Source organism: Arthrobacter sp. 'calajunan' (assembly GCF_046940185.1).
GTDB classification, from domain to species: Bacteria; Actinomycetota; Actinomycetes; order Actinomycetales; family Micrococcaceae; genus Glutamicibacter; species Glutamicibacter soli.
In genome coordinates, this window is record NZ_JBKZDY010000003.1 from 122,065 (window position 1) to 143,207 (window position 21,143).

General features: G+C 61.5%; 17 protein-coding genes and 2 riboswitches. Of the genes, 7 read left to right on the forward strand and 10 right to left on the reverse strand.

Features of this window, described 5'->3' with window-relative positions; translation table 11 throughout:
• Positions 1–14 precede the first annotated feature (14 nt).
• Complete coding sequence (locus RF641_RS05415) at positions 15–578, reverse strand: dihydrofolate reductase family protein (protein ID WP_424572721.1); 564 nt, start codon at positions 576–578, stop codon at positions 15–17.
• Positions 579–809: 231 nt separating this feature from the next.
• On the opposite strand from RF641_RS05415, the gene RF641_RS05420 reads away from it, so the two are divergent.
• On the forward strand, positions 810–2,339 hold the full coding sequence (locus RF641_RS05420) for a GMC family oxidoreductase (RefSeq protein ID WP_424572722.1): 1,530 nt from the start codon (positions 810–812) through the stop codon (positions 2,337–2,339).
• Positions 2,340–2,427: 88 nt separating this feature from the next.
• Here the strand turns inward: RF641_RS05420 and cycA are convergent, their stop codons facing one another.
• Positions 2,428–3,921: a D-serine/D-alanine/glycine transporter gene (gene cycA, locus RF641_RS05425; RefSeq protein ID WP_424572723.1), complete on the reverse strand. Its 1,494-nt coding sequence runs from the start codon at positions 3,919–3,921 to the stop codon at positions 2,428–2,430.
• Positions 3,922–4,134: 213 nt separating this feature from the next.
• A riboswitch (glycine riboswitch) is annotated at positions 4,135–4,243 on the reverse strand.
• Positions 4,244–4,342: riboswitch (glycine riboswitch) on the reverse strand.
• Between the two features lie 266 nt (positions 4,343–4,608).
• On the opposite strand from cycA, the gene RF641_RS05430 reads away from it, so the two are divergent.
• Both RF641_RS05430 and RF641_RS05435 read left to right on the forward strand, forming a co-directional pair.
• Positions 4,609–5,061 (forward strand): MarR family winged helix-turn-helix transcriptional regulator, encoded by a 453-nt coding sequence (locus tag RF641_RS05430; RefSeq protein ID WP_047120230.1) that lies wholly within the window; start codon positions 4,609–4,611, stop codon positions 5,059–5,061.
• Positions 5,058–6,101, forward strand: a complete 1,044-nt coding sequence (locus RF641_RS05435; RefSeq protein ID WP_113607087.1) for an FUSC family protein — start codon at positions 5,058–5,060, stop codon at positions 6,099–6,101. The genes RF641_RS05430 and RF641_RS05435 overlap by 4 nt, the downstream gene beginning before the upstream one ends.
• A gap of 78 nt (positions 6,102–6,179) precedes the next feature.
• Here the strand turns inward: RF641_RS05435 and RF641_RS05440 are convergent, their stop codons facing one another.
• From RF641_RS05440 to RF641_RS05455, 4 genes are read right to left on the reverse strand one after another with little or no spacing between them, the layout of a single operon-like run.
• Positions 6,180–7,460, reverse strand: a complete 1,281-nt coding sequence (locus tag RF641_RS05440) for a M20 family metallo-hydrolase (RefSeq protein WP_424572724.1) — start codon at positions 7,458–7,460, stop codon at positions 6,180–6,182.
• Between the two features lie 43 nt (positions 7,461–7,503).
• Positions 7,504–9,165 carry an amidohydrolase gene (locus RF641_RS05445; protein ID WP_120991192.1) on the reverse strand — a complete coding sequence of 554 codons (1,662 nt, stop codon included), beginning with the start codon at positions 9,163–9,165 and terminating at the stop codon, positions 7,504–7,506.
• A complete protein-coding gene (locus tag RF641_RS05450; protein WP_113607084.1) occupies positions 9,162–10,802 on the reverse strand; it encodes a thiamine pyrophosphate-dependent enzyme in 1,641 nt (546 codons plus the stop codon). Before RF641_RS05450 ends, RF641_RS05445 begins: the two co-directional genes overlap by 4 nt.
• Positions 10,803–10,848: 46 nt before the next feature.
• Positions 10,849–12,171, reverse strand: coding sequence for an MFS transporter (locus RF641_RS05455; protein WP_374189840.1), 1,323 nt, complete (start codon positions 12,169–12,171; stop codon positions 10,849–10,851).
• A 190-nt stretch (positions 12,172–12,361) separates the two neighbouring features.
• On the opposite strand from RF641_RS05455, the gene RF641_RS05460 reads away from it, so the two are divergent.
• Positions 12,362–13,516, forward strand: a complete 1,155-nt coding sequence (locus RF641_RS05460) for a helix-turn-helix domain-containing protein (RefSeq protein WP_161448789.1) — start codon at positions 12,362–12,364, stop codon at positions 13,514–13,516.
• Between the two features lie 88 nt (positions 13,517–13,604).
• On the opposite strand, the gene RF641_RS05465 is transcribed toward RF641_RS05460, so the two are convergent.
• The 3 genes from RF641_RS05465 to RF641_RS05475 all read right to left on the reverse strand — a co-directional run bounded on the left by RF641_RS05465 (position 13,605) and on the right by RF641_RS05475 (position 16,634).
• A complete protein-coding gene (locus RF641_RS05465) occupies positions 13,605–15,884 on the reverse strand; it encodes a heavy metal translocating P-type ATPase (RefSeq protein ID WP_424572725.1) in 2,280 nt (759 codons plus the stop codon).
• A gap of 38 nt (positions 15,885–15,922) precedes the next feature.
• Positions 15,923–16,243 (reverse strand): heavy-metal-associated domain-containing protein, encoded by a 321-nt coding sequence (locus tag RF641_RS05470; RefSeq protein ID WP_047120227.1) that lies wholly within the window; start codon positions 16,241–16,243, stop codon positions 15,923–15,925.
• Between the two features lie 61 nt (positions 16,244–16,304).
• Positions 16,305–16,634, reverse strand: a complete 330-nt coding sequence (locus tag RF641_RS05475) for a metal-sensitive transcriptional regulator (RefSeq protein WP_047120226.1) — start codon at positions 16,632–16,634, stop codon at positions 16,305–16,307.
• Positions 16,635–16,730: 96 nt separating this feature from the next.
• Between RF641_RS05475 and RF641_RS05480 the strand changes: the two genes are divergently transcribed.
• A complete protein-coding gene (locus RF641_RS05480) occupies positions 16,731–17,873 on the forward strand; it encodes a lipid II:glycine glycyltransferase FemX (protein WP_047120225.1) in 1,143 nt (380 codons plus the stop codon).
• Positions 17,874–17,887: 14 nt separating this feature from the next.
• Positions 17,888–19,162: a carbamoyl-phosphate synthase gene (locus RF641_RS05485; RefSeq protein ID WP_424572726.1), complete on the forward strand. Its 1,275-nt coding sequence runs from the start codon at positions 17,888–17,890 to the stop codon at positions 19,160–19,162.
• Here the strand turns inward: RF641_RS05485 and RF641_RS05490 are convergent.
• Positions 19,159–20,550, reverse strand: a complete 1,392-nt coding sequence (locus RF641_RS05490; protein WP_113607079.1) for a DUF4232 domain-containing protein — start codon at positions 20,548–20,550, stop codon at positions 19,159–19,161. The two genes, RF641_RS05485 and RF641_RS05490, sit on opposite strands and share 4 nt — an antisense overlap.
• A gap of 101 nt (positions 20,551–20,651) precedes the next feature.
• On the opposite strand from RF641_RS05490, the gene RF641_RS05495 reads away from it, so the two are divergent.
• A complete protein-coding gene (locus tag RF641_RS05495) occupies positions 20,652–21,110 on the forward strand; it encodes a GatB/YqeY domain-containing protein (RefSeq protein ID WP_113607078.1) in 459 nt (152 codons plus the stop codon).
• The last annotated feature ends 33 nt before the right edge of the window (positions 21,111–21,143 follow it).

The window sequence follows — 21,143 nt, forward strand, 5'->3', positions numbered from 1 at the left end:
GGTGTGCGCGGCTCCTACCGCTTGACCTCGTAGCACAGACGCATGACCCCGCCGCTGAGCTCCTGGGCGGAGAGCAGTTCCAGATTGGTGCGGGCGAGGCCCGGGGCGAAGTAGGGAATCCCGCCGCCCACCACTATCGGGAACAGGTTGATCCGGTATTCGTCGATCAGTCCCAGCCGCGCCGCCTGGGCGGCCAGGTCCGCCCCGCCGATGGCGATCTCCGTGTCGCCTCCCTGCGCCTTCAGCGACTGGATCTCCTCGCCCAGGGACCTGGTGGCCAGCCGGGCGTTGCCCTGCACTTCATTCAGCGTGCGGGAGAACACGACCTTGGGCAGAGGGTTCCACAGTGCGATCCAGTCCAGATCCAGCTTTGTGCTTTCCGGGTTGTCCGCGGCGGTCTCCCAGTACAGCATGACCTCGTAGAGCTTGCGCCCCATGAGCTGGACACCGAGATTCTTCGCCTCGTCGATGGAGGCCTGGTAGATGTCGTCACCCGGAACGCTCCAGTCGATTCCGCCATCCGGACCGGTGATGAATCCGTCCATGGACATGGACATTGAATAGGTAACCTTGCGCATTGCCGCCGCCTCTTTCGAAGTTGCTTCCACGGTACGCACCGCTGGGCGCGCTGGAAAGGGCCTGCAGCGCACTGCCAGCATGGGACCCGTCCTGCGCTGGAAGCCAACCCGCGTGCGCTGCAGGCCAATCCCTAAATCCCGAATCCGTAGCAGACTAGGTTCGATATGTGTGACACGGCCAACACCTGGGGCCGACATCGGCGCTGGCCTGCACGGGAGAAAAGGGGAATTGTGGAGAACAAAACCGTCATTGTCGTAGGCGCAGGTTCGGCCGGATCGGTGGTCGCGCGCCGGCTCGTGGACGCCGGAGCCAGCGTCACCTTGTTCGAGGCAGGCAACGAGGACACCAACCCCGCCATCCACGACCTCTCGCGCATGGGGGAGCTGTGGCACAGCGAGGACGACTGGGACTACTACACCGCGCCCATGAACGGCACCGCCAGCAAGCCGATGCACCTGCCGCGCGGCAAGGTCATGGGTGGCTCGCATGCGCTGAACGCCACCATCTGGGTGCGCTGCGCCCCGCAGGACTTCGACCACTGGGCCAGCGTCAGCAGCCCCGACTGGGCCTGGGAGAACGTCCTGCCGGTTTACAAGGACATCGAGAACTTCTCCGGAGGCGCCAGCGAGCTGCGCGGCGGCGCGGGCCTGCTGCCCGTAGTCGACAAGTACCCGCTGGACGAGATCCACCAGTCGATCATCCAGGCCGCAGTGCAATCCGGCGTCGAGCACAACCAGGACTACAACGGCCAATCCCTGGAAGGCGTCTCCCAGGAGCAGGTGAACATCGTCGACGGCGAACGCATCAACACCTGGAAGGCCTACCTGAAGCCGGTGCGCGACAAGCTGCGGATCATCACCGGCGCACAGGTTCACTCGCTGCTGGTCGAGGACGGCGCGGCGGTGGGCGTGCGCTACCGCAGCGGCGGGCAGCTGCACGAGCTGCGCGCGGACGAGGTGGTGCTCAGCGCCGGCGCGCTGGGCTCCCCGCAGATCCTGTTGCGTTCGGGCATCGGCCCCTCGGCGGAGTTGGAGGCCGCCGGCGTCGCTCCGCTGCTGGATGCCCCGCAGGTCGGCAAGAACCTGCACGACCACCTGCTGGCCCCGGTGATCGGGCAGACCACTGCCAAGGACATCCCGGCGCCGCGCACCGGCATCTCGGTGTCGCAGACCCACCTGTTCGCCAAGTCGCGGGAGGATCTGGACGTGCCCGACACCCAGCCGATCTTCTTCTCCGTGCCGATGTACTCGCCGGGCATGGAACCGGTTCAAGGCACGGCATTCACCCTGCACTCGGGCATCATTGCCCCTCACAGCCGCGGCGAGCTGACGCTGTCCGGGCCGTCGCTGGACGACCCGGTGCGCATCGACCTCAACGCGCTGGATGACCGGCGGGACATGGACGCGTTCCTGTTCTCCATCAAGCAGTGCCGCGACATCATGGCGCAGCCGGCGCTGGCTGGGGACTGGGGAGCGGTGGAGGTCTATCCGGGCGCCGAGGTGCAGGACGACGCGGCGCTGGAGGACTACATCCGCAACAACGTGGTGACCTACCACCACCAGGTGGGCACCTGCCGTATGGGCGTCGACGCGCAGGCGGTGGTGGATCCGCGGCTGAAGCTCAACGGGCTGAAGGGCCTGCGGGTCATCGACGCGTCCATTATGCCGCGCATCACCACCGGCAACACCAACGCCCCGGCGGTGCTGATCGGTGAGCTCGGCGCGAAGTTCCTGCTGGAAGACCTGGCCGCGAGCCGGTAGCCGCCGGCCTGTTCTCCCGTGCTGACGCCAAGGGCCTCGCACCGTCATCCCGTGACGTTGCGAGGCCCTCGATGGTTGCCCAAAGGCGCTAGCTGTCGATGCTTTCTTTGGCCTTCTCGGCCTGGGCTGCGCCGGCTGACACGGTGCTGCGGTAGGCGGCCGCCTCGCGGCGCTCGTGGGCGACCTTGCCGGCGTGGGCCAGGCGCAGCGCCTCGTGCTTCGGATCGCGGCGGACCCCCAGGTAGCCGATGCCCAGCCCGATGAACCAGAGCGGGGTGGCGATCAGCGCGACCAGCGTGTCGGCCTGGGTGGTCAACGCCCACAGGATGAAGACGAAGAATGCCAGCACGACGTACGGCATGAACCGTCCGCCGGGCATCTTGAAGGCGCTGGCGTCATGCAGCTGCGGGCGGCGGGCCCGGTAAGCCAGGTAGCTGAGCAGGATGATCGACCAGACGAACATGAAGCAGAGGGCTGAAATGGTGGTCACCAGCGTGAACACCGCCATCACCGAGTCGCCGCTGTAGAGCAGCGCGACGCCTGCCAGCAGGAACATGCATGAGAACATCAGCGCGTTGCGCGGCACCTTGCGGGAGGAGAGCCGCTCGAACTTCTTCGGGGCGTCGCCTTCCAATGCCAGGCCGCGCAGCATGCGCGAGGTCGAGTAGATGCCCGAGTTGGCGCTGGAGGTGGCGGAGGTGAGCACCACGAAGTTGATGATGCCCGCGGCGCCGGCCAGCCCGGCCAGGGTAAACATGCCGACGAACGGGGATTCCTCGGCGGAGAACAGCGTCCACGGCTCGACCATCATCAACACCAGCAGCGCGCCGACGTAGAAGAACAGGATGCGCAGCGGGATCGAGTTGATCGCCTTGGGCAGGGTCTTCTCCGGGTCCTTGGTCTCGGCCGCGGTGGTGCCGACCAGTTCGATGCCCACGAAGGCGAACACTGCGATCTGGAAGCCGGCCACGAAGCCCATGGCGCCGTTCGGGAACATACCTCCATGCGCCCAGAGGTTGGAGAAGGAAGAGCTGATGCCGTTGTGCTGGAATCCAGTGATGACCATGGCCAGACCCACCACGATCAGCGCACCGATGGCGATGATCTTGACCAGGGCGAACCAGAATTCGGTTTCGCCGAAGGCCTTCACGGTGCTCAGGTTCAGCACCAGCAGCAGGACGATGCAGGCCAGGCCCGGGATCCACAGGGGCAGGTCGCCCCACCAGAAGGCGACGTAGTGCGCGATGGCCACGACATCCGCGATGCCGGTGACAACCCAGCAGAACCAGTAGGTCCAGCCTGTGAAGAAGGCGGCCCAGGGGCCGAGCAGGTCGCCGGCGAAGTCGGCGAAGGTCTTGTAGTTGAGGTTGCTCAGCAGCAGCTCGCCCATGGCGCGCATGACGAAGAAGAGCATGAAGCCGATGATCATGTACACGAAGATGACCGAGGGGCCGGCGACGGCGATGGTCTTGCCGGAGCCCATGAACAGGCCGGTGCCGATGGCGCCGCCGATTGCGATGAGCTGGATATGGCGATTGGAGAGTCCGCGTTCGAGCTTGGGGGCAGAGCTGGTTGAGCTCATTCAGGCGCCTTCCGGGAGTGGGGGATCCCGCACCCGACGCAATCCGGGACAAGCCGGTGGGCCTGTCCGCGGACAGCGCTACCTTCGAACACGCGCATCGTGGTGTTCTCCTGTTTTCGGCCGCATAAGGCTCAAGCGCTCAAAGCAAGTGCCTGCCGCGACCACGGGGGAGCATCATGGGCGTGCCCGCGAGTGCGGCACTGTTCTGATGTTCCTCCCCAATCTGTTTGCGTACCTGAGAGTTTTCACTTCGCGCCGAATACTGGGCGAAGCCTGCTCCTTCGGTGAGCGCGACCTTCATCGCGCTACTTTCCAGATGTGCCTGTTCGTGGCGGTACGGGGGCCTGAGAGTTTCCCGGGGAGGAATTGCTCCTACGGCGCCCGCCCTTGGTTCAGGACGGGGCTCTCCCGCCACGCATCAATGGCTGTTTGGTGACTGCCATCACAGTATGCCTTGGAAACGTGAAGCGATGCAAATTGAATCTGCCGGAAAATCATCGTAAAGCCTCAAAAGGTCCTTTCGAAAATCCTTATTGACAAGTGCGTTTCAATTCCGTCTTGTGGCTTAAAGTTTGAAACGGCGCAACGCTTAATATGAGACCCCAGGTTCCCGCCCCTGGGTCGCGTTCGGGGCGGCAATCTGTCCCGCTATGAAATCATTTCATTGTGAAATGATATTCTCGGTGGGTGAATGAACAGAAACCGCCCCAATTCCAATGGAACTCCTTGAGTTATCTGGCGACCCGGGTTGGGCGCGTGGGTACCACGGCGCTCGGTGCGCTCATGGACGCCGAGGGGCTGACGCGCCACCACTTCACGATCATCAGCGCACTGGAAGAGTCCGGCGCGATGTACCAGAACGACCTGGCCGACCGGGCCAATATCAACCGCGGCCATATGGTCGCCTACCTCGACCGGCTGGAAGCGCACGGTACGCTGCAGCGCACCGTGGACCCGGCGGACCGCCGCCGCCGGCTCATCGAGCTGACCGCTGAAGGGCGTCGTTTTGCGGACCGTGCCGTCGAAGCGGCCCGCGAAGGCGAGGAGAAGATCTACAGCGTGCTGGATGCGGCCCAGCGCGACCAGCTGCGCGGCCTGCTGCAGCTGGTAGTCGCCAGCGAGGAGGAAGCTCGCCCGTGATTGCCCACGCACAACAGATCTGGAAGCACAGCGTTGCCGTCGCCCCGCGCATGCCGGCGTTGCGGCCCGCGGCCCGGGCCACGTTCTGCCTGGCGGTGCCGCTGCTCATCCTCGCCAGCCTGGGACGGATGGATTGGGCGATGTATGCAGGGTTCGGCGCCTTCTGCGCAGTCTTCGGCCGCTACGACAACTACGCGGTCCGCTTCTGGCAGCAGCTCAGCTGCGGCGCGGTGCAGGTAGCATCCATGCTGCTGGGCACGCTGTTCTCCTTTCTCCAGACGCCGTTCATCGTCGATGCACTTGTCTTGGCCGTGATCGCCTTCGGCTCCAATCTGGTGTCGCGCGGGGTGCGCTGGCTTCCGCCGGGACCGATCTTCGCGGTGTTCGCCGGCGGTGCCTGCCTCTCGGTTCCGGCAAGCGGCGAAAGCTTCATCGGGGTGCTGCTGGTCGGTGCGGGCACCGCATTGTTCAGCCTGCTGGTCATGCTCGGGCTGTCGGCCCGACGCGGCCGACTGGCGGCCGCGCTGAAGGCGGAACCGACCTGGGCGCCGACCGAGAAATCGGTCCATGAATCCGTGCGCATGGGCATCGCCGTCTTGTTGGCCGGTGTCGTGGCCTATCTTCTTGGGGGAGACCACTGGTACTGGGCGAGCCTTGGCGCAATTTCCGGGGTGATGGGGGCAACCGTCCACAGCCGGGTTGCCCGGGCCCTGCAACGCTGCGTCGGAACCTGCATCGGCGTGCTGCTGACCTGGGCGGTGTTCGTCTTCGAACCCAATCTCTGGGTGCTGCTTGCGGTGGCGCTGGTCGGCCAGTTCTGCATCGAGGTCGTCATCCTGCGCAATTACGCGGTGGGCATGGTCTTCATGACCATGGTCGCGCTGCTCATGGTACACCTCGCCAGCCCCGAGGATCCCATGGTGCTGCTGGTTGACCGGGTCACCATGACGGTGCTCGGGGCGGCCACCGGTGCGGCGCTGAGCGTGGCGATCGGCATCGTCGTGGGTCAGCAGAAGCACGTCGAGCAAAAGCAGAACTAAGACCGCGTGGGAGAAGCCATTCCAATTGGCGCCCCAAAAACGAGTTTAAGGGCGCCAATATTCGTCGCCGAGCATGATCTACTGAGACTGCCCGGTTGCAGAGACAAGGAGCGCATCCGCTGGAACGAATTGGCCTTGTACAACGCGATGAAGTACTTCGGCGAGAAGATCTAGTCCAGCTAGCATGTCCTTGTCGTGTGTCAGCTCGCGTTCATTGTGGCTGATACCATCCACGCTGGGGACGAACAACATGATGGTTGGGACAATGTCTTTCATATTCGTTGAATCGTGTCCGGCCAGTGTCCGGACTACCCCATGCCGGAGGCCCAGGGATTGCGCTGCGTCGGCAGCCAGCTTGAGTCCCGCCTGATCGTAGGCTTTTGCAGCCCAGACATGCTCAGCACCCCGTTCGATGCTGACATTTGCCAGCTTTTCGATTCGCTTCACACGGGAGCGCAGATCCGCATCCGCTGCGGCTAGTACGTCAGCATCGGTAGATCGAAGATCCACCAGAAGATTTACACGACTAGCTACAACCACGGGCGAGTTGGGGTACACGGAGAATTCGCCGCAGGAGGTGATTACCATGTGTTCATCGGTGGAATGTTCCAAAGCGACCTCTCGCGCAGCGACGACGAGCGCGCTGGCACCAAGCAAGGCATCTTGTCGGTCTGCAATGATGGTAGCTCCGGTATGCGCTTGTTCCCCGTGAACTATGAATTCGTACTTGTTTGCACCCCAGGTCGATTCGACCAGCCCTATGTCTAGCCCCTGGTCTTCCATAGAGCGTCCTTGCTCAATGTGGATCTCTACGTATGCAGCCACCTCGATCTCAAAATCACCTATGGTTCCAATTGATTCGAGAGCTTCGCGAACACTCACACCGTGAGGATCAGTTGTTGCCAGAACCTGCGGGGCTGGAAGCTTACCCGTAAAAACTGCGCTACCCATCATGGATGGCTTGAAACGACAGCCTTCTTCGTTAAACCAGTTGACGACAACAATATTGAATTTCGCTGATTCGTTGTCTTGTATGGTTTCACGCACGCGTAATGCAGCGTGGGCCCCTGCCAAAACGCCATACGCGCCGTCGAAACGCCCTGCCAATGGCTGTGAATCAAGGTGCGATCCCACAGCGATCCATGGAGCTCCTGGAGATAGTTCCAGTAGGGAAAACTGGTTGCCCACGTTGTCATAGTGGACGGAGAACCCGTGGCCCTCCACTAGCCCACGGAACCAGTTTCGATTTTGTCCGTCTGCCGTCGTAGCTGCCTGTCGGTCAACGCCACCACCAGGTGTGGCACCGTTGCGGCTCATTGAAGCGAAGTCTGCCAAGAACGATTCGTGATGGATTTTCATCTTCTCTCCTGAATTTTAATCTATTGACCTGCACCCTGTGGGTCTACACATGGGCGGGAATTTCTGACTTGGTGAAGCTTGATCGGCCTCCGACGTAAGTCCCGAGTACCTCAATGGCTGCGATTTCGTCAGCCTCCAGCGGCGATTCCGAGAGCACGACAAAGTCGGCCAGCTTGCCTCGGGAAAGCGATCCTCGATCCTCGAACTGTCCAGTACCTTTTGCAGCATTGACGGTATACAGGCGCAAGGCCTCCAGAGGCGAGAGACATTCGTCGGATCCTCCGAGGACCAGTCCCTTGTCGGTTCGCCGCGTCACTGCGGAATCAATTGCTCGAAGCACGTTGTTATCTGCAACAGGAAGGTCTGAACTGCCGGCAACCAGTACACCAGCGTCCAACAACGACTGGCCGCGATATAGCCAATTCTCGCGATCCGGTCCGACTAATGCTGCGAACTGGTCGCCCAGCGGCCCGATGAATGATGCCTGCGGTGTCACTACGATTCCGTGGCTAGCTACAGCAGAGACTTGATCGGGCCTAGCAATGCCGAAATGTTCGATGCGATTCGGCAATGCGTTAAGGCCATAGCGTTCCTGTAGCTCCGCAATGATTTCTATGCCCAGATCGATGGCCGCATCGCCAATTGCATGAAGCGCTACAGGCCAGCCGGCCCGGTACGCCGCGGAAACGCTTTCTCGGTATTCCTCGGGAGTGTTCAACAGGTATCCAGTGTTATGCGAATGCCCGCAGTAGTCCTCTGTCACCGCAGCCGTAGCACCAAGCAGAGAACCATCCATGAATACTTTCACTGGACCGAAGGAGACGAATTCATTTCCGAATCCGGCTAAGACGCCTAGGTCCAGCCCTCGTCCACGCCCTGTGCCATGTGCGTCCGAGACATGAGAATCCTGCTCACGCAGAGCATCCAGCGCGGGCATCAGCTGTGCGCGGGCATGAAGACGCTTTTCTGCTAGTGCTTGTTGATACGCGGTGACCTCAATAGGAGAATGACCAATCCAACCTCCTCCAACACCCGCTTCGGTAAATGAAGTAATTCCGCAGGCCGCATATCGGGAGGTTGCTTCATCAATAGCCGCCGTCAGCTGTTCGATCGAATAGGGCAGGACCAAGCGCTGCACCAACGATTGTGCTGATTCCTCCACCACACCGGTGAACTGTCCAGAGGCATCCCGGACGATGGCACCACCGATAGGATTTTGGAAATCGGATTCAAAAGCACCTGCGAGTTTCAAAGTGGCACTATTGGTTATAGACGCATGTCCGGAAACATGTCGCAAGTACATTGGTCGGTCGCCCGTGATCTCGTCTAAGCGGCGGAGGTCGGGAAACTGACCGTCATGGTCTTTCTGATTGAAACCAGTGCCGTTGAGCCAGACACCTGGCTGATCCTTTAACTCGTGCATCTGCGCTTCTAATAGGGCATAAAGCTCCTCCAAACCACGAGCTCCGGACAGGTCCACGGCGGATAACCCCAAGCCCCACCATGCGGTGTGGCAATGGGCATCAATGAATCCTGGAGTAATGACGGCGGAACCAAAATCAATGGTTTGCGTGGCTGAGAGGCCCTGAATCTGCTCGTCGAATCCTAGAATGCGTCCAGCGAAGATACCCATGCATTGTGCTGTAGGACGGTCCTCATCCATGGTTAGGATGGTCTTGGCTCGCACCAGAAGATCGAGCATCATGCCGAGACCTCCTGGCTGTGCGCAACGGTTCCTGGCCCCATAGTTTCGGGATCAGTTTTCAAGTGCAACAATGCAGGACCACCATGGGCCAACGCGCGGCGCAAAGCTGGAGCGAAATCCTCTGTTTGATCCACGTACTCACCATGTCCGGAAAATGCCTCGATCCACCGTGCGAAGTTCGGGTTCACCATGTCTGTTCCAGACGGCCGGCCTGGGTAGTGAAGTTTTTGATGTTGCACAATCGTTCCGTAGATCCCATTGTCGACAACGATGACTATTGGCGAAGCGCCTTGGGCAAAAGCGACAGCAAGCTCCTGAGCATTCATGAAGAAATCTCCATCCCCGCAGATCGCCACCACCTGGCGTCCTGGATTGCTGATGCTAGCGGCTACCGCCGCCGGTACTGCCAAGCCCATTGCCCCGTTGCGGGGTCCAACCAAAGTTCCTGGACCGTGGTGGCTGAGATACCGATGGCCCCAAAGAGTCGCGTTTCCTGCACCATAAGAAATGATCCGGTTGCTGTCTAAAACCTCTTCAAGGGTCTCGAATGCTGCCGCCAAATCAACACCAACTCCACCATCGCGGCCAGGCCTGGTGAAGGCCACCTGTTCCGCACGAAGCCTTTGCATCCACGTAGCTTCGCGTTTTCCGCGGACGGAATCGGAAGAGGGCAGGGCCGAGATGAAAGATATAGGCGAAACTCCTACATGTATGTCTAGACGACCTGCATGCCCTTCCAATGAAGCATCCGGAGTCACGACAATTGTCGGGGTATTCATCGCGGCGGTGTAGCCCTCAGATAGAACATCGGTTCGGCTGCATCCCAAGAAAACTAACAGGTCGGCTTCGCCAAGTGCCACAGCTGCATGGTCAGACCTGCCGTACCCGAGCCAGCCGGCGTAAGCTTCGCAGTCGTGATCGACTGCATCGTAGGCTCGCCAATCAGCAAACAACGGGATCCTGGCGGCCACAGCGAACTCACCTAGTATCGCAGAGGAGTTCGTATCCCAACCGTCACCACCGACGACGATGGCAGGCCGGTCTGCGTCTGCAATCAAGCTCGTGATGATGGAAAGCGACTCGGAATCAGGTGCCGCGGTCGGCAGGGGTTGTGGTGTTGGCACCGGAGACGATGTGAGTCGAACCAGTACATCTTCTGGAAGACCCACGACTACCGGTCCTGGCCGTCCAGACGATGCCAGCCGCAGGGCTCTGGCTACGACTTGGCCAGCCTGATTCTCATCGTCCAACTGGTAGACGGCTTTGGAAGTAGTGGAAAACCAACCTTCCAGGCTGAATTCTTGGAATGCACCACGACCTCGGTCAGACAACGGAACCAAGCCTACGAACAAGACAAGAGCCGTGGCATCTTGCCAAGCCGTGTGAACTGCGATCATCGCATTCGCGGCTCCGGGGCCACGGGTTACCATGGCGATTCCTGGAGTACTACTTAGCCTTCCTTCGGCCAAAGCCATGAATCCGGCTCCGCCTTCGTGACGGGTGACTACCGTATTGATAGGCGAGTCATGCAATCCGTCCAATACGTCTAGGTAGCTTTCGCCGGGAACTGCGAATACGCGTTCCACTCCATGTGCTTCGAGAGTTTTTACGATCAGATGTCCGGCAGACATAGTCATGGTTCGGTTGGTCCTTTGTGGTGAAAAAATCAGATCAGCGATGAAACTAGTGCTTGAAGCCGGGGAGGCTGACGCTCATCCTAGGGGCCAGAATGCCAGCTACTGCGGTGAACAATGACAAGAAGACCAACATGGCTGCTGCGGGCCACCAGTGATTCGCTGCGGAAGCGACCAATGCGGTGGCAACCAGCGGGATAAAACCGGAAATCATTCCGGCAGCGTTCTGAGCAAATCCGACTCCGGTGTAGCGAGTTGCCGCAGGGAATAATCCGGTAAGCACAGTGCCGGAGGCCGCGTAAGGCAAAGACAGGGTGCACACAGCCAGAGACATACCGAGAATTACGACTACAGGGTCTCCGGATTCAACGAGCAGGAATGCTGGCCATGCGACTGCTGCAGATAGCAGGCCACCGTAGGTAATCACCTTTGACGCTCCGAAGCGCTCGCCAAGACGGCCACCGAGAATCAATGTTGGAATCTCCAGGACCGCTGCAACGATCCCACCAAGTAGCATCAGTGAGGGCTCGTAATTAAGTACGTTTACTCCGTACCAAACCATGAATGCGGTCACCAGGTAGAAGCCACCTACACCGAGTAGACCTGCCGCCATGCCGATGATGATGTGCTTCCACGACTGGATCAGCGTAGTGCGGATCGGAGTTTTCTCGGTTTCTCCGTTTTCTACCAGCTCCTTGAAAACCGGTGATTCATCCAAGCGGCTTCGAATGTAAAGAGCGATCAGAAGCATTGGAATTGCTGCAAGGAACGGTACGCGCCAGCCCCAGGCATCGAAGCTTTCCTGCGAAACGAACACGGTCATCAAGAAGAATCCACCTGATGAAAGGATAGTGCCGATAGGGGAGCCGATCTGTGGCAGCGCAGCGTAGCGAGCCCGTCGATGCAGTGGCGCATTTTCTACGACAATCGTCATCGCACCGGACCATTCACCACCCACGAAGAGCCCCTGAGCTACACGGAGAAGTACTAGAAGAATTGGTGCCGCGATACCGATGGCTGCGTAAGTTGGCAACATTCCGATGAGTCCTGTGATCAGACCGATGCCGACGATGGTGATCATCAATGTCTTGCGTCGGCCGATCTTGTCGCCCATGACTCCGAAGATCATGCCACCGACAGGGCGGGCGACTAAGCCCACGCCAAATGTCGCGAAGGCAGCCATGGCGGCAGCTGTCGCATTCTGGCTATCAAAATACTGGACATTGAATACAAGCGCAGCGGCAGCACTGAAAAGGAAGAAATCGTACCATTCCATGGCGGTGCCGATGAGTGCGCCGATTGCTACCTTGTTTGCTTCCTTATCGGAAAGCTGATGGGTAGCACCGGCTTCTTGGGTTGCGGTGTGTGTCATGGGAAACATCATCCTGATCGGAAAGGGATGAGCCGGTTATGCGTAAGGCTCATTCGGTTGTCATGATGTAGTCCATCTTTTCAATAAAGCGGAGTTTGGTGACCAACGATTTGCAACGCGTTCCAGATCACAAACAGTGCAAAAGCACATAAAATGTACGAGTTGGCTGAAAAAACTGGATAGGAACCTAATGAATTCTCAGGATGTTGATTCACGCCGTTGGAATGAGTTGCTGGATCAACTAGATACGTTGGAACTCACTGACAAGTTCTTGAAACGTCTGGAATCGATTCCCATTTATGCTGAGTCGCCACTTCCAAACAGTGAAATTAGGCGCACTGGCCAGGCATCATTCGAAGCGTTGATTCTTGCTATGAGAACAGATGATGATGACCCGGGCTATCTTCGCGAGCGAGACGCAATTGCTTTGGAAGTTGGGGTTTCTAGAGCGAGAGCGCAAGTTCCCGTCGAAGCCTTGATGACTGCGATACGTTTGGACTTCTCGATAATCTGGCAGGCGATTGCCGAAATTGCTGAGCCTGGGGACGCTCAACTTATCGTGCAACGCACGGCTCGAGTCTGGGAAGTCGTGGATGGGTATGCCGGCGCGACGGAAAGTATCTACGTCGAAGAGCTGGCGCGCGTTCAAGCCGAAACCGCAGGTTTGCGCCAAAGCCACCTCGCGACCTTATTCAGCGGGCGCAATTTGACCCCGGCTGCTCTAGAAGGAATTTCCGTTGTTCTTGGGCACCGTCCAGACACTGAATTCGTGGTGGCAGTAGCACTTTGGGAACATATACCTTCCCTGAGGCTCATCTTGGCCAATTTTCACGAAGCTACCGGAGTGGTTACGTTTGCGACTGCTGATGCCTTAGTCGTTTTTTATCCACTGGACGCTTCGCCTGGTTCTAATTTTCACAAGCTCACCGTTCGGCTCGGAAATCTCAACTGCGGCTTGCTCGCCGAAGGATGCACATTGGAGCATGTGCCACATAGTGCTGATGTCGCAACTATTCTGGCGGAGCTTCTGGTTGACGGGGAACAAGGTGCCATGACATGGGCACGAGGGTGGGCTCGCATGGCTAGGCGAGAAATGAGCAAGGTGGGTGCTCCTGGCATTGAAGAAGTTGATCGGGCCTTGAGTACCTGTGCGGCTGCGGAACAGCGTCGGTTACGAGAGGCTGTGCAGTCCTACATGCGGACCGGTAGCATAGCGCGATCTGCCGATGAACTTTATTGTCACCGAAATACCTTGATGAACAGATTAAAGCGGTTCGCGCAGTTGACTGGTGTAGATCCAACGATCCCGGTACAGGCCGCTAGATTGGTTGTCGGTTGGTCGTAATCGAGATCGCCTAGTTTGTGGAATGAAAATTGGCCGCCGGGTGGGAATTCAGTTCATGGATTCCCACCCGGCGGCTTGGTGCTTTGGGCTACTTCTTGCCGAAGTTGCGCAGCCGCAGCGAGTTCAGCACCACCAGCACCGAGCTGGCGGCCATGGCCGCGCCGGCGATCATCGGGTTCAGCAGGCCCAGCGCCGCGATCGGGATGCCCGCGGTGTTGTAGGCGAAGGCCCAGAACAGGTTCATCTTGATCGTGGACAGCGTCTTCTCCGACAGCGCGATGGCCTGGGCGACCTGATGCAGGTCGTTGCCCATCAGAGTAATGTCCGCAGCCTCGATGGCCACATCCGTGCCCGAGCCCATGGCGATGCCCAGGTCCGCCTGTGCCAGAGCCGGGGCGTCGTTGACGCCGTCGCCCACCATGGCCACGACCTTGCCTTCGGCCTGCAGGCCGGAGATCGCCTTGACCTTGTCCGCCGGGAAGACCCCGGCGAAGACGTCCTCGGGCTTGATGCCCACCTGCGCGGCCACCTTGGCCGCCACGGACTTGTTGTCCCCGGTCAGCAGCACCACGCGCAGCCCGCGCTGCTGCAGCTCGGAGATCGCCTTGGTGCTAGTCTCCTTGACCTTGTCGGCCACGGAGATCACTGCTTGGAACTGGTGGTCCACCGAGACCAGGATGGCGGTGGCTCCGGCCTGCTCGGCCTCCGCCAGCATGTCCAGCGCTGCCTGGTCCAGTTCGGTGCCCTGGGACTGCAGCCAGCTGTAGCGTCCCACAACCACGGTGCGGCCGTCGATCACGCCCTTCACGCCGCCGCCGGGATCGGAATCGAAGTCCGACACCTGGGCCAGCGGGCCGAGCTGCGCGGCCGCGGCGGCGATGGCCTGGGCAATCGGGTGCTCGGAATGGTGCTCCACGGCGCCGGCCAGGGCCAGTGCCTCATCCGGGTGCACGCCGTGGACGGCACGGGTGCCGACGTGGGTCATCACGCCGGTAGTGACGGTGCCGGTCTTGTCCAGCACGATGGTGTCCAGCTTGCGGGTGTCCTCCAGGACCTGCGGTCCGCGGATCAGGATGCCCAGCTGGGCGCCGCGGCCGGTGCCGACCAGCAGTCCGATCGGGGTGGCCAAGCCCAGGGCGCACGGGCAGGCGATGACCAGAACTGCCACCGAGGCGGTGAACGCCGCGTAGCTGTCGCCGGTGGCCAACCACCAGACCAGGAAGGTGAGCACCGCGATACCCAGCACGATCGGCACGAAGACCGCGGAAATGCGGTCTGCCAGCCGGGCGATCGGGGCCTTGCCTGACTGCGCCTCTGAGACCAGACGGCCCATCTGGGCCAAGGTGGTGTCGGCGCCCACGCGGGTGGCGCGGATGACCAGGCGGCCGGAGGTGTTCAGCGTGGCTCCGGTGACCTCGTCGCCTTCGGCCACCTTCTGCGGCACGGATTCACCGGTGAGCAGCGAGGTGTCGATGGCGCTGGCCCCGTCGACCACCACGCCGTCAGTGGCGATCTTCTCGCCGGGACGGACCACGAACTGGTCTCCCACCTGCACCTGGTCGGCCGGGATCTTCACCTCGGCGCCGTCGCGCAGCACGACGGCTTCCTTGGCGCCGAGATTCAGCAGGGATTTGAGCGCATCGCTGGCCGAGGACTTGGCCCGGTGCTCAAGGTAGCGTCCGAGCAGCAGCAGCGTGGCGACCACGCCGGCGGTCTCGAAGTACAGCGCATGCTCGCTCATCTTCATGCCCACATGGGCGGTCATCATCGGATCGAGGATCAGCTGGATAGCGGAGAACAGGTAGGCGGCCAGCACGCCCAGGGACACCAGGGTGTCCATGGTGGAGGCCAGATGCCGGGCGTTGACGGCGGCGGCCTTGTGGAACGGCCAAGCGCCGTAGAGCACGACAGGGGTGGCCAGCGCGAACGTGACCCAGCCCCAGTGCGGGAACTGCGCTGCGGGGATCATGGAGATGACGAACAGCGGGATCGTGAAGATCGCGGAGACGACCAGGCGGCGCAGCAGGTGGTTGAGGACCAAGTGCTCGTGCCCTCCGCCGGAGCCTTCGTCGTGCCCCGAATGCTCCGGGGTGTTCCCGGGGGAGCGGGGCTCCGGGTGCAGCGGGGCCTTGAGATTCGCCGAGTAGCCGGCGGCCTTGACGGTTTCGATCAGCGTCTCGTCGGTGACCTCGGCCGGGACCTGGACCTTGGCGCTTTCCAGCGGAAGGTTGACCACGGCGCTCACGCCGGGCAGCTTGCCGAGCTTGCGTTCCACGCGGTTCACGCAGGACGCGCAGGTCATGCCCTGGATCTCAAGGTCGACAGTGCGCAGGTCCAGGGGAGAGGGGGTGTCGGTTTCGGAAGTCATGGGGGTAACCCTGTACTTTCCTGCCCGAGATCGGGCAATTACGCGTTGATTGCCTCGACGGTGTATCCGGCTTCGTCGATGGCGTTCTTGATGGTCTCTTCGCTCAAGGCCGCAGAGGAGCTGACGGTGGCGGTGGAGATGCCCGTGGCGTTCAGGATGACTTCGACGTCGTTGACGCCGTCGATCTCCTTGAGCTCCTCGGTCACCGATGCCACGCAGTGGCCGCAGGTCATGCCAGAAATCTGGATCTCGGTGCGGGCGATGGCCGGCGCGGCGTCCGGGCGGGGCACGATCTGCAGCAGGTCGTTGCCGTTCTCGGCCTTGTTGGAGGAGCATCCGCAGTTGCAGTTGTGGCTCATGATCTTGCTCTCTTTCGGGTATCCGGGGACAGCGCCCCGGGAATGGGAAAAATCCATTGAACTAGCGCACCAGGCGGGCGATGGCCGCGGAAGCCTCGGTCACCTTGTCGTTGACGTAGCTTTCATCGCCGGTCTCGATGGAGGTCTTGGCGGCGTCCACCACGCAGTGGCCGATGTGGTCCTCGACCAATTGCACACTGACCTTGTGCAATGCGGCATTGATGGCGGAAACCTGGGTGAGGATGTCGATGCAGTACTTGTCCTCGTCGATCATCTTCGCCACGCCGCGCACCTGTCCCTCGATGCGCTTCAAGCGCCGGGCCAGGGCATCCTTGTCCGCGTGGTAACCGTGGTGCTGGGCGTCTGCAGCAGGGGCTGGTGTCGTGTTCATATTTAGATAATACCCCTCAGGGGTATGAAGTCAAATACCCTCCAGGGGTATGATTGGTCACGTAATTCCCAGCTTGGTCGCGATAGGATTTCATTCGTGAGCCACAACGAACTTCACGTGCGTCCTATTTCCAGCACCGAACACTCATCCTTCCTCGCTACCGCCCAAGACGTCAGCTTCCTGCAGCGTCCCGAATGGGCGCGCGTCAAGGGCGGCTGGCGCGGCGAATCGCTGGGCTGGTTCGACAACGACTCGCTGGTCGGCACTGCGCTGGTGCTTCACCGCAGCGCGCCGGTCATCAAGAAGACCCTCGCCTATGTACCGGACGGGCCGGTCATCGACTTCGAAGCCTACGGGGCCGACGCGGTGCTGAAGCCGCTGGCCGCCTACCTGAAGAACCGCGGCTCCTTCCAGCTGAAGATGGGCCCGGGACGTGCGGTGCGCACCTGGGGCGCCGCCGCCGTGCGCAAGAACCTGGGCAAGGAAGGCTTCGCCCAGCTCTCCGACCTCGATGTGCAGTCGCAGTCCGACAGTGCGCTCGCGCTGAACGACGCGCTGGGCGCCCTGGGCTTCACCAAGGAAGACGTCGGCCTGGACTTCGCCGCCGGCCAGCCCGAGTACGTGGCCCGCGTGGCCCTGCAGGATGCCGAGGGCAACCAGCTGGACACCGAGAAGGTCATGGCTTCCTATTCCTCCACAACCCGCAACGAAACCCGCAAGGCGCTGAAGAGCACCCTGCAGGTCGAGGTGGGCGAGTGCAAGGACATGGCGCGATTCCATGCCCTGTACAACCACACCGCCGACCGCCAGGATTTCACCGGCCGCCCGCTGAGCTACTTCGAGAAGATGCACACCGTGCTCAACGAGGCAGTTCCCGGCTCCTGCACCCTGTACATCGCCAGCAACGAGGGCGTGGACCTGGCAGCGTCCATCATGATCCGCTCCTCCAACCTGGCCTGGTACCTCTACGGCGCCTCGTCCTCCGAGCAGCGCAAGCTCTTCGCGCCGAAGGCCATCATGCACCATATGATCAGCGACTCCATCGAGGCCGGTTGCCGCTACCTGGACCAGGGCGGCGTGAGCGCAACCCTGGACAAGGACCACCACCTTTCGGGGCTGACCAAGTTCAAGACCAACACCGGCTGCGATATCGTGCAGACCAACGGCGAATGGGACCTGGCGCTGAACAAGCCGTTGGCGTGGGCCTTTGAAAAATACATGAACTGGCGCAAGAAGTAGGAACCGCAACCCCCATGGAAATTGATCCAACCCAGCGCTTCGTCCCGGTGATCCTGGGCGGAGACATCGGCACCTACACGCTCGCCCGCGAATTCTACGAGGCCTACCAGGTCCGCTCCGTGGTGCTGCCGGCCGCCGGCAACGGCGTCATCGAGCACTCGGTGGCCATCGACCTGCGCCCCATCGGCTCCATGGCCGACGAAGGACGCGTCGTGGAGGCGCTGCTGGAACTCGCCGCGGAGCTGAAGGCCTCCGGGGACCGGCCGCTGATGCTCTTCGGCTCGCTGGATTTCCACATCATGCTCATCGCCAAGCACCGTGCGGCGCTCGAAGAGCACTACGTGATCCCGTACCCGGAACTCGACGTCATCGAGGCCGCGGCGCTGAAGGAGAACTTCTACGCGCTCGCCGACCGGCTGGGCATCGCCCACCCGCGCACCGCCGTGTACCGCCCGGGAGCCGACCTCGAAGCCTTCGCCGGCAATTTCACCTTCCCGCTGATCGGCAAACCGTCCAGCTCGGGAGACTGGATCGCCGCGAAGTTCGAGGGCAAGCAGAAGATCCACACGATCCAGGACTTCGCGCAGCTGGCCGAGCTGGTGTCCAAGATCGATGCCAGCGGCTACACCTCGGGCTACATCCTGCAGGAATACGTACCCGGCGGCGACGACGTGATGCGCCTGTGCACCTACTTCGCCACGAAGGAGGGCAAGGTCATTTTCGCCGGCTACGGCGAGGTGGTCATCGAGGAGCACGCGCCGTTGGTGTTGGGCAACTCCGCCGCCATCGTCACCGGCCGCAATGATGCGATGGCCGCCGACGGGGCGCGCATGCTGGAGGAACTGGGCTGGCGCGGCATTGCCATGATCGACGCCAAGTACGACCACCGCGACGGGCAGATCAAGTTCTTCGAGATCAATCCGCGCCTGGGCCGCAACCACTTCTACCTCACCGCCGCCGGGGTGAACCCCGCCCGCTTCTACGTCACCGAATTCCTGGGCGCCGAGTTCGACTCGGCCAGCGTGGAAACCACCGCAGTGGTGGAAACCGAGGCGGGAGTGCTGCAACTGAGTCGCGAGCACCTGTTCACCGTGCTGCCGCACCACCTGCTGCGCCGCTTCCTGGACAGCGGTACCGGACGCAAGGCGGCCGTGCTGCTGAAATCCGGCAAGGTCTCCAACCCGCTGAAGTTCGCCCCGGAAAAGCACCCGCGCCGCCGGGTCTACCTGGTGCTAAATGCGGTCAACCACTACGTGAAGTACAAGAAGTTCCCTCCGCGCAGCATCTAGGGTGCCCGGCTGCCGGGGCGTTCGCCCGATCCGCTGGACTCCCCGGGCTTCGACCAGCCCTCGGCGGCCTGCACCCAGGGGCCCAGATCGACCCGTGCCCCGTCGAGGATATCCAAGGACGTCGGACGTTCCTGATGCATCGGGGTCAAGACCACTGGTTCCAGGTTTGGCAGTGCGGCCACGCTCAGGTCGGTGGTCTCATCGGGATCCTGGCTGGTGGACATGGCTTTCCAATTCAGGGTGGAGATGGCGTATTCCCCGGAAGGAACCACGATCCGCTCCGCGCTCACATGGGTTTCCGGGCGGGTGACCGCATCATCCTGCACGTCGCCGTCGGCATTCAGGAACGTGATCTGCGCATAGCCCTGCAGGGAGCAGGCGCTTGCGGAAACATTGTGCGCGTAGAGAGACAGGAATCGTGAACCGAGCGCCGCATCCGGGCTGCTCAACGAGAGCTTGAGGTCGTCCTGGGTGCAGGTCGGGGCGTTCGCATCGCCAGGCCAGGCCGTGACGCCCTCGGGCAGCACCGGCGGCTTGGCCATGAGATGATCGGGCAGCTCCCGGCCGATCCAGCCGTCGAAGATCGTTCCGACGTCCGGGCTGGACAGGGTATAGGCTGTCGGCTCCGACAGGGGTTCATGCGCGTCGAGCCACCGCTTGATGTCGGCCGTCTGCTCGGAGTCGTCCGCAGCGCTCGAATACACGGACAACGAGCCCGAACCGAAAATGGCGTTCGCAACGTTCGGCTGCTGCGCGGCTTCGACTGCCAGTTGCACCTGCTCCAGCTTGAATTCCCCGTTGGGGGTGTAGCGAATCGAGCCGTCGGGGAGTTCAAGCGTGGGTTCGTAGTCCAGCCTCCGCGCGAGCTGCGCCAATTCAAGCAGTGCTTCGGTGTTCGGGGCGGACACCGATCCGTTGCCCACTTGCGTTGCTCCTTGCTGCCAGAAGCTGAAAGCCTGCGCCGTCTCTTGCCTCGGACGGTCTCCCAGCATCAACTGCAGCGGGTAGGTTTCCATGCCGGGAACCTGGGATTCCTGCGGGATACCGGCTACGATGCTGACTGCATGCTGGAGTTCGACATTGCCAACCACGACGGCCTGGGCCTGTTCGGCAGCGCGGGCCGCAAGTTCTGCCGCCTGCTGTGGGCTGAGCGTTTCAGGCAGGCGGAACGTCCACAGGACCAGCACCGGCCCCGAGCCGTTGGCGGCGGACGACCCCGCATCGTAATCCACCTCGGTGTCCAGGACATTGTCCAGCTCACCGATCTCGCCCAGCGCGGTGCACACCGGTTCGGGTGCGTCGCAGCGATCCCACGGGTCCCACAGCGCCACTGCCGCCGCCGTGACGGCAAGAGCTGCCAGCACGGCGATCAGCAATCTGCGTTTCATAAGGCTCAAGCTACCAAACGCCGTTCACGGCCCGCGGCCACCATGCCGCAAGCGAGTAAAGTCGGGGGTGGATGAGAAGACGTACGACGAAGGAGAATCACATGACTTTGAAAGAGCGCCTGCACGAGGACAGCATCACCCACCTGAAGGCGGGCAACGAGATGGAGAAAACCACGCTGCGCAATATCATCAGCACCATCGGGACCCGTGAGAAGTCCGGGAAGAACCCCACCGAGCTGAGCGACCAGGACGTGGAGAACTTGCTGCGCAAGGAGGTCGCCAACCGCGAGGAAACCGCCGCGCTCGCCGCCAAGGACGGGCGCGCAGATTTGGCCGAACGGGAACTGGCCGAGGCGGCTTTCATCTCCACCTACCTGCCGAAGATGCTCGACGAGACCGAAGCCCAGGGCATTGTGGACCGGATCATGGCCGAGCTCGCGGCCGACCACGAGCTGACCATGAAGGACATGGGCAACGCCATGAAGCTGGTCGGTGCCGAGATCGCCGGCCGCTTCGACGGCAAGGCCGTTTCGCAGATGGTGCGCGCGAAACTCGGCTAGCCAACGGCGTTGCCTGTGGGCGGCGCGGGGACC